This is a genomic window from Paenibacillus sp. P36, from assembly GCF_045866505.1.
GTDB classification, from domain to species: domain Bacteria; phylum Bacillota; class Bacilli; order Paenibacillales; family NBRC-103111; genus Paenibacillus_E; species Paenibacillus_E chondroitinus.
Genome location: NZ_AP038372.1, coordinates 6,467,913 through 6,481,384 on the forward strand (window position 1 = coordinate 6,467,913; position 13,472 = coordinate 6,481,384).

9 protein-coding genes are annotated in these 13,472 nt (G+C 46.5%); 1 reads left to right on the forward strand and 8 read right to left on the reverse strand.

Annotated features, from left to right (window positions below; translation table 11 throughout):
* The 5 genes from ACKTT9_RS28780 to ACKTT9_RS28800 form a co-directional block, all read right to left on the reverse strand.
* Positions 1-2,508, reverse strand: coding sequence for an alpha-mannosidase (locus tag ACKTT9_RS28780; RefSeq protein ID WP_407868640.1), 2,508 nt, complete (start codon positions 2,506-2,508; stop codon positions 1-3).
* A gap of 24 nt (positions 2,509-2,532) precedes the next feature.
* A complete protein-coding gene (locus ACKTT9_RS28785; RefSeq protein ID WP_157318675.1) occupies positions 2,533-3,408 on the reverse strand; it encodes a carbohydrate ABC transporter permease in 876 nt (291 codons plus the stop codon).
* Between the two features lie 14 nt (positions 3,409-3,422).
* Positions 3,423-4,334, reverse strand: a complete 912-nt coding sequence (locus tag ACKTT9_RS28790; RefSeq protein ID WP_379174455.1) for an ABC transporter permease — start codon at positions 4,332-4,334, stop codon at positions 3,423-3,425.
* A 97-nt stretch (positions 4,335-4,431) separates the two neighbouring features.
* A complete protein-coding gene (locus tag ACKTT9_RS28795; RefSeq protein ID WP_407868641.1) occupies positions 4,432-6,066 on the reverse strand; it encodes an extracellular solute-binding protein in 1,635 nt (544 codons plus the stop codon).
* Between the two features lie 643 nt (positions 6,067-6,709).
* The gene (locus tag ACKTT9_RS28800) at positions 6,710-7,006 is read right to left on the reverse strand and encodes a hypothetical protein (protein ID WP_407868642.1); all 297 of its coding nucleotides are present in this window, start codon (positions 7,004-7,006) and stop codon (positions 6,710-6,712) included.
* A 244-nt stretch (positions 7,007-7,250) separates the two neighbouring features.
* Between ACKTT9_RS28800 and ACKTT9_RS28805 the strand changes: the two genes are divergently transcribed.
* The gene (locus ACKTT9_RS28805; RefSeq protein WP_407868643.1) at positions 7,251-7,835 is read left to right on the forward strand and encodes a hypothetical protein; all 585 of its coding nucleotides are present in this window, start codon (positions 7,251-7,253) and stop codon (positions 7,833-7,835) included.
* Here the strand turns inward: ACKTT9_RS28805 and ACKTT9_RS28810 are convergent.
* From ACKTT9_RS28810 to ACKTT9_RS28820, 3 genes are all read right to left on the reverse strand, one after another.
* The gene (locus tag ACKTT9_RS28810) at positions 7,832-10,972 is read right to left on the reverse strand and encodes an exo-alpha-sialidase (RefSeq protein ID WP_407868644.1); all 3,141 of its coding nucleotides are present in this window, start codon (positions 10,970-10,972) and stop codon (positions 7,832-7,834) included. The genes ACKTT9_RS28805 and ACKTT9_RS28810 overlap by 4 nt on opposite strands.
* A 14-nt stretch (positions 10,973-10,986) precedes the next feature.
* Entirely contained in the window at positions 10,987-12,831 is a 1,845-nt protein-coding gene (locus ACKTT9_RS28815; protein WP_407873136.1) for an exo-alpha-sialidase, read from the reverse strand.
* Positions 12,832-13,189: 358 nt separating this feature from the next.
* Positions 13,190-13,420, reverse strand: a complete 231-nt coding sequence (locus tag ACKTT9_RS28820) for a hypothetical protein (protein WP_407868645.1) — start codon at positions 13,418-13,420, stop codon at positions 13,190-13,192.
* Positions 13,421-13,472: the final 52 nt, after the last annotated feature.

Consider the following 13,472-nt stretch of genomic DNA (forward strand, 5'->3'; position numbering starts at 1 on the left):
CTATCTCTCCTCCGTATGTTTCATTTCTATAAAATTCACTTCCTCAATCGGCTCATGCAGCTTGGAAGGCAGAAAGAACGTTTTGATCTCACATTTTCCAAATGTGCTTCGCCAGCTGCGATTCAAGGAAGGCAAGCTCAATTCCGTCTCTACTTCCCTTCCATAAATCTCTTGGCAGCGGAGAATCCATCCTTTCCTTTCCTCAGCCGGTTTGAAGGCTACTGCAATCACATGGTCTGAAGATATGGAAATTCCCTCCGAAATTTGCGGCAAATCTCCCTCGTGATACGTTTCCCACACTTGGAGCAGCGGATTATGTAATTCGTAGGCTTTACGTACAACTCCGCTATTTTGCCAAGAACCGCTATGAGCTGAAAGGACATACGAAAATTCCTGTACGCCTTGATCCATAAATTCCACTTCTTCATCGCGTTCGCCGAAATGGTCGGCATAAATCGGACTTCGTACCACCGTCATCCTCAGCTCATTGCCTTGTACATCGTATCCGTATTTTGCATTATTGATTAATGAAAGACCGAATGTCGTTGACTCCGTACTCTCCGTTATACCTGGCTTGTTGCCGGATAGATTCACCCACATCTGCCCAGGCACTTCATTCCCATTGGCAGGACGTTCGATATACCCATACGGAATTTCAAACACGGCTTTAGGCTGCTCCACGTTAACAGGGAAAGCCAGCTTCAGCATCTTATGCTGCTCTCTCCAGTCCAGCCTTACCTTCACATGCACATCAGAGCTGTCAGGCTGTATGCTGATATCCTGGCGAAGTACAGAACTCCCATAATAGCTGGTTACTCTGATCGTCGCTCGCAGCGGTCCATTCTCCAATACCTTTAATTCAGCGCCCCCGAATTGTCCGAGCTCATCGCGATAGTGTGTAAGACCGTGTCCCCAGGTATCGCTGTGACTCTCATCCAAGACAATTGGCACCGCTCCGTCGCCAGCTAGTACTTCTCTGCCGCCATTCAACTTGTCAATCCAACGACGGATATACCCCGTAGCCGGATCGAGTTCAAGGCATACTTGACTATTTTCCAGCAAGCATCCCTCTGCCCTGACGGCATCCGCTGGCTCTACAACGTTGAAGGCTTTATCCCGATAGACCCAAAATACTTGATAGCCAAAAGCCGGAACTTTCCCCTTAATGAAGGTATCCCATTTATCACTAGTATTAGTCCGAGAGGCCCTGACCGTTTGAAACGGCAGAGGAATGCCAGCAGCATCTGTCACACCAGCCACCTTCTTGTTCATGACAATGGGTGCCTCAACCTCCCACGATAAGGGGTTAAACACCACAAGAGGCGAGCCTAGATCATCTTGCTCCCAGAGCTGCCAGTCCTTCTCTTTACTTAATGATTTTATACCCGGTTTCATCGTATGAATGGACCAAGATATCTTTTGAAAAGCGGCGTTTATTGCTTTGGCTCCTATACTAGACGCTTCGCCGTAAAAATCCCGAACATCGTCAAAAGCTTCCTTAATACTGCAGCCGCCCATAATATCGTGAAAATGATTAAACATCACGTTTTCCCACGCGCGATTAAGCGCTTCCATTGGATACGGCAAACCTCGCATCAAATTAGCCAAGGAAGATATTTTCTCAGCCGTAAGCATCTGATGCTCGGCTCTGCGGTTAGCGGCCTTGGATTCCGAGTGCGTGGAATAACAGCCGACGGCATGCATTTGCATCTCATCCTTAATGACAGGAATATCCGGATTCATCTGCCTCATTTCTGAGAAATATCGATTCGGAGAACTTAACTGAATGCCGTCCATGTCAGGCCGTTCTTGGAGCTGGTGGATGAGCTCGAGATTCTGGATGGTCGGTCCTCCCCCATGATTACCAACTCCGTAGAAGGACATGAACGCATGCCCGCCTGCAACTGCCATAGCTCTGTGACTGCGAATCTTATCTTCCATGCCATTGCTCGCCCAATTGCCGTAACTGTCAGCTAGCCTGAACGTCATCACGCGGCTGCCATCTTCCGATTCCCACCAAAATAAATCGTGCGGCAGCGTCTTCTCATGAGCACCTGGACGCATAAATACATAGGAATCCATCCCGCCTAGCTTCAATAGCTGCGGCATCATGCCGTGGTGGCCAAACGAATCCACATTGTATCCGACCCGTGCCATCACGCCGAATTTTTCCATAAAATAGCGTTGTCCGTATAAACTGTGCCGCGCGAACGATTCGCCTGACGGCAAATTGCAGTCCGGTTGGATCCACCACCCGCCTGTAATGACCCATCTTCCTTCGGCAACACGCAGCTTAATTTCGGCAAACATCCCAGGGGCGTTCTCTTCCACCCATTTGTAGTACGCCGCGCAAGCACATGTAAATACAAAATCAGGATACTCATTCAATCGATCCAACGCAGAACGAAAAGTCGCCTTGATTTCCGCATATCCCTCTTGCCAGCGCCATAGCCAAACCGGGTCCAAATGAGCGTTTCCTATTAAATGAAGCTTCGTTTCGGCAGCCATGTTATCCCCCTAAATGAGTAGACTTTAACCTTTTACAGAACCAAGCATTGCTCCTTGTACAAAGTATTTTTGAACAAACGGGTATATAACAAGCACAGGCAAAATCGCAACGAACACGCAGGCATACTTAATGTTTTCCGTCATGACCGCCATCCCAGCCTCTGCTGCTCCAAGCTGTGCGGATTGAGTGGCCATATCTCCCGATATGACGATATTGCGCAAGATGATTTGCATCGGGTACAAACTTTTCTCATTTAAATAAATAAGGGCAGGAAAGAAGCTGTTCCAGTGAGCCACCGCGTAAAAAAGAAACATAGTGGCCATAACGGGCAAAGAAAGCGGAAGCACAATTTTGGTGAAAACTCGGAACTCTCCTGCGCCGTCCATGATGGCAGACTCGTGCAGCGCTTCTGGAATATCTTCAAAAAATGTTCTCATAAGAATCATATTGAAAACATTGATCGCAGTCGGAATTAATATCGCCCATACCGTATTGACCATTCCTAACGCATGAACCACCATATACCGCGGGATAAGACCACCATCGAAGAACATGGTGAATACCACGAACAAGGCAAGAACAGAACGTCCATACATATGCTTACGAGACAAAGGATAGGCGCAAAGAGCCGTCATCGCCAAGTTAATAAGCACACCGGCAGCCGTATAGAAAATGGTATTTCCGTAGGAACGTACAATCGCGGGATCATTAAAAATAACATTGTAAGCTTTAAAATTAATCTCTATAGGTCGCCAAAATACTTCGCCGCTGCTAACGGAAGATCCCGAACTTATGGAAATTATTCCCATATAGTAAAGTGGATAAAGCGTAATAAAGATCATAGCCAACATAAAAGCTAAGTTAATCGTATCGAAAACAGAAAAGTTTCGAAGTCGCATCTCAATTCCTCCTGCTAGAACAACCGGGATCCATTCAATTTTTTGGATATTTGATTCGCTGATATGACAAGCGCAAAAGCCAATACCGATTGGAAAATACCTACGGCTGCAGCGAAACTAAAGTCACTGTCGATCAACCCACGGCGATAAACAAATGTTTGGATAACGTCGGCCGTCTCATACGTGGGACCACTGTACAGTAATAAAATTTTCTCGAATCCAACGGAAAGCATTTTGCCCAACGTTAAAAGCAGCATGATCGTAACAACCGTTGAAATGCCAGGCAGTGTAATGTGCAGCAATTTACGCCAGCGGTTTGCTCCATCCATCGTTGCCGCCTCATAAAGTTGTGGATCGATCGTAGTCAAGGCCGCCAAATAAATAATGGAGTTCCAACCGATCCCTTGCCAGATTTCCGAGCCTACATAAATCGTTCGGAACCACTGCGGCATAGACATGAAGGTCTTCGCTTCTCCGCCAAAAAGCTTCACGACTTCATTAATAAGCCCGTCGATGGAGAGGAAGTTAACCAACATCCCTACGACTACAACAGTCGATAAAAAATGTGGGATATACGTTATGCTTTGGATAAACTTTTTGAAAACTTTTTGCTGCAGCTCGTTTAACAATAAAGCGAATATGAGCGATGACGGGAAATAAAAAATAAGAGAATACAAGTTAATAAGCACGGTATTGCGCACGACTTGCCAAAAATACGGATCCGTCAGAAATTGGCGGAAATACTTCGTCCCTGCCCACGGGCTATGAAAGAAGCCTTTGACGATCGAATAATCTTCAAATGCCATCAGATTCCCAACCATTGGCGCATAATGAAAAATGACAAAATAGGCAAACGGTAATAAAAACATGAGATATAAGGGCATGCTCTTGCGGATATTCTTTTTAATCTCAACAGCTGGTGTCAATCATTTCACTCCTTCCCGAAAAAGAAAGGGACAGGCCGCCAGGTATGCCTTAGCAACCTGCCCTCTCACGATATGAATTGAACTTTGAACTTTGAGCTTATTTCACGCGTGCTAAGGCATCGTTATAGATTTTGACAATATCGTCTGCACCCTTGGATTTGAGTTGTTTCACGAAGTTATCCCAATCCTTAAGCGCTCCATCTGTCACAATGAACTTATCCATGTTTTGAGCCAGGTAAGCGTCGAGCTGTGTACGGATTTGCTTCAGTTTCTCACGTTCGTCTTTGGTAAATGGCGGGTCGTTAACGAATTGCACATTCTCGCCTGCAGCCAAACCTTTGGATGCTTTGTTGTTCCAATCTACCCATTCCTTCGTATTGAACGGCAATCCGGCATGATCGTCATTGTTCAAACCAAGTCCCAGGTAGCCTGTGCCATACTCCGATTGCAGCGCATAGAATGCGCTCGGCTGTCTGTCCTTGTATTTATTCACGACAGCGTCCGTCAATTTGTAATCGCCATTTTCGCCAGTGAAATCTTCCCCTTTTACACCGAAGTTGGTAACTTCCATTCCCTCTTGGGAATAGAACCAATCCATGAATTGAACAACTTGTTCCGGATTCTTAACTTTCGCATTAATAACGTAGGATTCCGATAAGTGGCCAAGTGCGTAGATCAGGTTCCGTTTTGCACCGCTTGGCGTCGTCATAGTATCCAACATATCAAACTTCGCATTCGGGTCCTTCTTCTGCAGATTGATATTAAATGTGCTGGCGAAACCATTATTATCTTGGAAATAGAAGGATTTGCCCGAGTTTAGCTTTTCTTGCCAAATTTGCGATGTAGCCGTAGCATAATCCGGATCTAGAAGTTTTTCTTTGTAGAGTTTATTCAACCAAGTAATAGCCTCTTTGAACTCTGGCATCGCCGGACCGAATTTGTAAGTTTTATCTTTTGGCTCGTAGTACACCTTCGTGCCGTTAAACGTTGTGTATCCGCTACCAAATGCGAACGAAATGGGATTGATTAAATTTTCTGTGCCCGTAAGTCCATTGGCGGCACGAGCCGTGAACGGATAGGAATCCGGGTTCGCTTCTTTCATTTTCTTCATCACTTGATACAATTCATCGTAAGTTGTTGGCTTTTTCAAACCTAACTTGTCAAGCACATCCATACGGATCATCGAAAGCTGGCCGCCAACCCCCTGCCAATTGGCTACGAGAGGGAATCCATACAGCTTCCCGTCAATTTTGTTTTTATTGATTTCCGGCTGCTGGGAAATGACCTTTTTCAGATTAGGCATTTTGTCCAAATAAGGTGTCAAATCAAGGAAGGTTCCCGAGTCGGCAAAGTTCTGAATATCGTCTTGTTTGACGAGCATAATATCAGGCAGGGTATTCGTTGCGATCAATGTTTTCTTTTTATCATCGTAGTTGCTCTGAGGAACACTTTGGAGATTTAATTTGACATTTTTACGCTTGGCAATTTCCTGTACAGCTTTGGAATTCGCCACAATCGCTTGCGACGGGTGTTCGTACCTCATCCAGGTCAGCGATAGCGGTTGGGCCGCTGCCGGTGTGCTTGCCGCACCAGCTGTCGTTGCCGGAGCCGAAGTCGAAGCATTATTGGTTGAAGCTGGCGAAGTGGTTGAACTGCTTCCACAACCGCTAAGCACACTTGATAACAAAAGCAATGAGCCGGTTACTGTCATAATCCCCTTTTTTGCTTTCATCGAATATATCCTCCTATGTAATTGGATTGCCTTACACGAGGATCATAGCACACCATTTTTGCCCAAATGAACGTCCAATTCGGCGTTTAAAGTGCCGTTTTTCCGCTTATCCGGCAATGATTCATTTCTCCGCTATGATGCAAATAGTCAACATGGCGGGTGGGACGGATCAGGCCGGGGTGGGGCGGCAACTCCCCTCGGCCGGCTAACGGACACAGATGCTCTTATTTGGCGAAATATAGCCGTTTTGAAAATCTAACGGACTCCAGCGCTGTTATTTGCTTGTTTCTACCGTGATTTCGTCTCGAAATTGGCAAATAAGGACTCCTGTGTCCGTTAGAAATGAAACAGGGCGATATTTACGATAATAACGGCTGTGGAGTCCGTTAGAGTTTGCTGGCAAGTTCGAGCCCAAGGTGATTCCCTTAGATAGGAACGCATCGAAGCACGGGCGGCGCTAATGTCACTGAGGCACACGACGGTGCAGTACAAATGAGACCGAAGCGGACGCAAACGGGGTTTGCCCGGAGCTGGGCTACTTGGGTCGCAAGCTTGGCAACTCCCCCCGACTGATCTAACGGACACAGATGCTCTTATTCGGCGAAATATAGCCGTTTTGAAAATCTAACGGACTCCAGCGCTGTTATTTGCTTGTTTCTACCGTGATTTCGCCCCGAAATTGGCAAACAACGCTTCCTGTGTCCGTTAGAAATGAAACAGGGCGATATTTACGATAATAACGGCTGTGGAGTCCGTTAGAGTTGGCCGGCAAGTTCGCGCCCAAGGTAATTCCCATAGATCGGAACGCATCGAAGCACGGGCGGCGCTGATGCCACTGAGGGACGCGACGAATTAGGAAGGACGGGCGAGCGGGTCGGACTAGACGGGTCAGGCAGGATGAGACGGAACCGGATGCAATCAGGGGTTGCCCGGCAAACATGGCTTGCAACTCCCCACGGCTGGCTAACGGACACAGATGCTCTTATTCGACGAAATATAACCGTTTTGAAAATCTAACGGACTCCAGCGCTGTTATTTGCTTGTTTCTACCGCGATTTCGCCCCGAAATCGGCAAATAACGCTTCCTGTGTCCGTTAGAAATGAAACAGGGCGATATTTACGATAATAACGGCTGTGGAGTCCGTTAGAGTTGGCTGGCAAGTTCGCGCCCAAGGTAGTTCACCTTGGAACCGTACTTGGACTACCTGGGTTACTTGAGCTACTTGAGCTGCTTGGGTTACTCGGGCTGCTTGGACTACTTGGGTTACTTGAGTAACTTAGGCTACTTGAGCTACTTGGGCTACTTGGGCTACTGGGGGCTTCTCGGGCTGCTGTGGCTACTCGGCTACTTGGGATACTCGGGCTACTTAGGCTACTTGAGCTACTTGAGCTACTTGAGCTACTTGAGCTACTCGAGCTACTCGTGCTACTTGGGCTACTGGGGGCTACTTGGGCTTCTCGAGCAACTTGGGCTACTGGGGGCTACTTGGGCTTCTCGAGCTACTCGGGCTACTGTGGCTACTTGGGCTTCTCGAGCTACTCGGGCTACTGTGGCTACTTGGGCTTCTCGAGCAACTTGGGCTACTGGGGGCTTCTCGGGCTTCTCGGGCTTCTCGGGCTTCTCGGGCTTCTCGGGCTTCTCGGGCTGCTTTGGCTACTCGGCTACTTGGGCTACTCGGCTTCTGGGGTTAATAGGTTTACATGGTAAACAACCCCGCCACACAAAAAAGATGTCCCCAACTTACACGGGGACATCCTCTCGCAATTAGTTTAGCAATTTTAAAACGCGATAAACAATTGTTGCCACTTCAGCTCTTGTTGCTTTGCCTTCCGGATTGATTAGGTTGTCGCTGCCCTCAATGATTCCAGCCTCCACAAGTAAAGCGACGCTTTCTTTGGCATACTCCGCAACGCTGGATGCATCCTTGAAGGAATTTAGTTCATCAAGGTTGCCTTTAGACAGCAACTTTCCTGCTTTTTGAAGGGCTCTGGAAACAAGCACCATCAAGTCTTGTCTGCTAATTTCCCCTTGAGGATTAAAGGTATTACCGCCTACCCCATCCGCAATTCCCAAAGCTTTACTAATTGCCAGCGCTTCATAATAATAATCGCTTTTGTTCACATCATCGAAGTTACTGGAAATATCAGCTTTCAGATTAAGCGCTCTGACAACCATGGTCATAAAGTCAGCTCTCGAAATATTTTTCTCAGGCGAGAACGTCGTCTCCGAGGTACCGTTAACGATTCCTTTGCTGGCCAAAGCTTCTATAGCTTCTTGTGCCCATAAGTAGTTGTCATTTACATCTGTAAATACTGGCTTTGGCGTTGTGTCCGGCTGCTTCGTCGGTGGATTCACAGGAGGTTGCTCCGTTACAGGCGGCACTACAGGCGGAGTTGTTGAGTTGCTGCTGCCAGTGCCACTGCCCCCAGTGTTACCATTGTTACCATTGTTACCACCGTTACCGCTACCACCACCGCTGCTTCCCAGTACTTTAACCACCGCCGTTCCAGACGCTATGTTGCTTCCATCAACAACTTTTGCGGTAATAATTGCTTGACCAACACTCTTCGCTGTAACTTCCCCTTTGTCATTCACTACAACAACTTTCTCATCGCTTGAACTCCAGTTGATGGATTGAACCGTTGAGTCATCCGGCGTTACTGTTGCTGCCAAAACACTGGATTGTCCGCTATTTAGCGTAATTTCGCCCGGTGTGACTGTAACGCTTGCAGCAGGGATTCTTACTTCCACATTAGCTGTCGCAGTAAAGTTACCGTCAAGTGTTCTCGCCGTGATGACAGCCGCTCCTTTATTAACAGCCGTAACAATACCGTCCGTATCTACTGTAGCAACACTGGAATCGCTTGAACTCCACAGCACTGTCTTATTCGTGGTTTGACTTGGGAGTACTGTCGCAATTAATGCTTCAGACTGCCCCTTGAACAGAGCAAGGTCATTTTTATTTAACGCCAAACCTTGGGCCGCAACCGCATTAGGATCATTGTAGAGATATACCCTCAAAGGTGCTTTGAAAAATGGCAGCATATCGCTCGTTATCCCCTGCGGCAGCTTGCTCTCATCCACAACGCCGGTAAGGTTGCTAATCAAGGAATTAAGCTTATAGTTCGCTTTAATAGCAGCAACATCCCAAACCACCGGCAGATCGACGGAAGGAAGTACCGCATTTTCTGCACCAGTTTTATAAGAGGTATAAGCTTTAATGGTAGATGGGAAAAGGGCCTTAATCGCACTATCGGATGCCTTACTGATATTGAAAGAAGCAGGTACGGCAACTTCTCGATCGATGCTTTCATATTCTCTGATAACGGTTAAAGGGTCACCTTGCTTAATCCAGTCCTCTGTTATTCTGGAGAACGTAATGTTCTTGTAGCTGCCCAAAGATTGATTGGCAGAGTCTGTATCAAGCGACGAGAAAAACCGGCTGAAGCTGATCAGGATATCTCCGTTATGCGCTTGCGTAATGGCAGGGTAATGGTAGCTTCCCGTGCTGCTTCTTGTATCCAAGGCAAGATGTCTTCTGTATTTCCACGTTTTACCTTCGTCATCCGAAAGGGCGACAGCCAATGTGTTCCGGTTTGATTCCGTATCTACGTGAACGAAAGCCCAATTACCGTCCTTAAGCTGCAAAAGATCATGTCCTACACCCGGATCCTGCAGTTCCGGCACATCCTTGACCATTGACCATGTCAATCCTTTGTCTCTGGACTCGGAAGCCACCACACGATAAGGTCTTGGTCCGTTGTCACGCATATAAGCTACAATGGTGCCGTCTTTTCTTTGAGCCATCGTGGCCTGAATGTTGGCAATACCTACGATGGGCTCACTCATCTCCCACCGAACCGAGTTGTCCGCAAGAGGCTTGGAAGGGTCATACTCTGTAAAAGCCATAATGCTCATTTCCAACATGTCCGAATAGAGAGGCAGGATCAGACGAACTTTGCCGTTGCCTAAATCGACGGCAAAAGGCTTATCTTTGGTTTGCCAGCCGAGTCGGCGGGCGTACGGATAACCGGAACGGGGTTCCGTAATGGTGTCCGCAACTGTAGGAGCATACAAATATTTGGTTGGATCGCCGCCAATTAATTGCATGGTTTCCGTGACTAGACCGTCAAATTCAGCTTCATTAATTTTCCGGCTCATCCCTGCTCCGCCATCTGCAATCGGTTTGAACAAATACTCTTTTTGCTCATCAAGCTTGGCCTTTACCGTATTAACGAAACCTTTGGCCAACTCTGGACGCGCGACAACAGGCGCTGTAGCCCAAGAAGGTCTTGATGTGGCTCCTGCTCTATCATCGAGCGACTGGCTAATATTATCGTCTGCGCTGCTTGGATTGACTACACCGCCAATATTTTTACCAAGTTTAATGCCGACATTTTCTGAGAAAGTCCAGTTCGGCGCTTTGTTGCCAACCTCCTCAAGCTCATAACTGCCTTTTTCAGCATACGCATAGCGAGGTTGGGAAGTTTGCCATCTACCTGCCAAGACCGGATACCAGAAAAACCAGAGGCGATCCCCGGCATCAACGTAGACGACAGGATTAATGTCAGCGATGTCTTGAGCGTCGGTGACTACAAACGGCTTCAGCCATGTTTTTCCACCATCGGTTGAACGTGCTCCCATAATCCGTGTCGTAGTCGCATCCCGCTCGCCATTTCCTTGAAACCATACGCACAGCAACTCTCCGCTTGGTAATTCTACAATGCTGGAGCCATGTACGTGATCACCTGTAGCCCCATTATCCTTAATTGGTTTAAAAATACTTACCGTTTGATCGGAAATGGTGAATGTTCCCGGACTTGCAGCCAAGGCAGGAATTAGACTTGTTGCAGATATCGCGATACAAACCGTCATCGAAATTAATAGCTTGAATTTCCTGTTCATCTGCATGACTCCTTTCATTGGGTAACCTTAACGATGAATTTATAGATAGTTCCGTATTTATTGCTTACAGCCGTTACCATTGCCGTTCCTGGTTGAATGGCCGTGACGGTTCCGCTTGTGTTAATTGTAGCTACTGCAGACAGATCGGATGTCAAAGTAAGTGTATCCATTGTTGCATCAAACGATTGTCCACCTATTGCTAGGTTGTAGGTCGTTTGTGTACTTTGTCCTACGTTCAGTTCCATTGTCGGCAACTTGACAACACTATCAAAATTCAGCGAATTTCCAGCGCCATACGTTGCAGTTATTACCGAATCAAACAAACTCCCCATCTCGCTGCTTGCAATTTTGGAGAAGCCTATCGTAGCCCCAGCCGAAGGGATTTTGTACGTATAGTTCATCAAAGCGTTCCCAGCTCTGTCAACGAGAACCGATGGGTATTCGTAGCTCTCGCCATTATTCATGCCATCCTTGATCATGATCGGTTTCCAGTTCATTCCTTCATCGGTAGAGAGCAATAAGCTGAAAGAATTTCTATTTCCGTCCAGCGTTTTCTTAACTACACTGCGTGAAGTTTCTTGATTGGTAGCTATCAACCAGTCACCGTTCGGAAGCTTCGAAAGTTCAAAGCCGCCGTCATTTTTTAAATAAGGATCAACTTTCGGAACACTCCACGTTACGCCGAAATCCGTAGACTCCGAATAGGTCGTGTGCCAAGCCATGCGTCCGTTACGGCCATCTAACTTACCGCTTCTAAAATAACCACGAAGGGTGCCATCCTTCTTTTGAATCAGCGAGCCTTGGATCGTTCCTGATCCTACAATCGGGTCACTAAATTTCCAGGTGATGCCGTGATCATCGGTGTACGCGCAAACGGAATTCGCCAATGAATCGGAATACAACGGCAAAATTAGTCTTTTGGTGACGCCATCTGCAAGCGTAACTTCAATCGGCTTATTTTTGGTTTGCCATCCAAGCCTGCGGTAAATCGGCCCCCAAGTATTGACATCGTTATCTGCGCCGGATGAACGCTCAATTGAATTTTTAATAATGGAAGGCTCTTTTACGGAGACTCCCGTGATCAGCATCGTGATAATTTCATCCGTTCTGCCCGCATAGACATCATCGTATGGCTTGGCGGATTTCAAATAAGCGACATACTGATCATATTTATTTCTCATCGAAACAACGAAGCTGTCTGTAATAAAACGGGTAGCGCCGCCAAACCTTGTCGTGACCGGTACATATTGAGACGGATCCAAGTAAGTTGCTGCCGTCACAGAACTTGGATTTACAAACTTAATTTCAGCACCCTTGATGCCATAGTTCCACTGTCCATTGGAGTACTTCCCTTCGCCAAACATGCCTTCCCCTACGTTCGTGTACAAGGGCTGTGGATAGTGCCACTTTGCATTTCCGCCATTGCGAACGGCATACTCATAGTTGCCCATATCGGCATACATAAATTTAGTTTGCGTTGATACCCATTGGCCATTGTAGATAACGCCGTAGAACAACCATAATCTTTGTTGACTGTCGACGAAAAGAACCGGGTTATTATCGGGGAAATCCCATGTATCATAAACAACAAAAGGTTCAGTCCACGTTTTCCCGCCATCCTTCGAACGAGAACCGATAAGTTTGGTTAAATTCCCATCTCTTTCTCCAACTCCATTAAACCATACCGAGAAAAGCGTGCCATCTGGCAGTTCTACCATGGTGGAACCGTGATTGGCAATGCTGTCGACGGGCATCATTCTAGCATGACTAATGCCCTCTGGCGCTGCAGCATCCGCAACTACCGTATTAAACATGCTAAGAATTAACATTAAGGATACTAGCAGGGTTACTTGCTTCATCTTCTTCAAACAGGGTCACGTCCTTTCAATTGTTAATAAAACCTACCCTTTAAGTCTTGTTTTTCACAATTGTATACGTTTACAAATAATGAATGTAAATCAACATCACCCGTTTTATTTCATAGAATAAATCCTCCCATGTCATTGGTTTGTCTTACACGAGGAGCATAGCATACCATTTTTGACCATTTGAATAGCCAAAATGGCGTTCAAAGTTCCGTTTCTCCGCTATTTGGACCATGATTCATTTCTCCGCTATGATGCAAAAAGTCATATTGCCCTATAAATCCACTATGAAAGAAAAATAAAACAGCCTTCTGTGTTTACACACAGCCAGGCTGTTCAGGAATTAATTGATTTAAATTAAACTCTTCATACCGCGAAGCCAGTCATAAAACCCATCATCGAAAAAAAGATCCGGGATGTATGTCTGCGTGTAGTTGCAATTAGGGCATAGAAGCACCAACCCTTGTTCAAGCACTTTTGGGTATAATTTCTCGTGGCTGCTGTTGTTCCCACAAGTAAGAGATTTTACCCCTTCTGCCTGCTGGTAATCCTTAATACGCTGCTTAACGTCTTCTTCGTTCATTTCTATCTCCTTTAAATGCTGAGCTCATCACTAATGTAGATCATTTATGCAT

Excerpts from the sequence above, each read along its gene's own strand:
- ACKTT9_RS28800 (WP_407868642.1), bottom strand. The coding sequence starts at position 7,006 with ATGTTTGCCGGGCAACCCCTGATTGCATCCGGTTCCGTCTCATCCTGC.
- ACKTT9_RS28780 (WP_407868640.1), bottom strand. The coding sequence starts at position 2,508 with ATGGCTGCCGAAACGAAGCTTCATTTAATAGGAAACGCTCATTTGGAC.
- ACKTT9_RS28810 (WP_407868644.1), bottom strand. The coding sequence starts at position 10,972 with ATGAACAGGAAATTCAAGCTATTAATTTCGATGACGGTTTGTATCGCG.
- ACKTT9_RS28785 (WP_157318675.1), bottom strand. The coding sequence starts at position 3,408 with ATGCGACTTCGAAACTTTTCTGTTTTCGATACGATTAACTTAGCTTTT.
- ACKTT9_RS28795 (WP_407868641.1), bottom strand. The coding sequence starts at position 6,066 with ATGAAAGCAAAAAAGGGGATTATGACAGTAACCGGCTCATTGCTTTTG.
- ACKTT9_RS28820 (WP_407868645.1), bottom strand. The coding sequence starts at position 13,420 with ATGAACGAAGAAGACGTTAAGCAGCGTATTAAGGATTACCAGCAGGCA.
- ACKTT9_RS28815 (WP_407873136.1), bottom strand. The coding sequence starts at position 12,831 with ATGAAGCAAGTAACCCTGCTAGTATCCTTAATGTTAATTCTTAGCATG.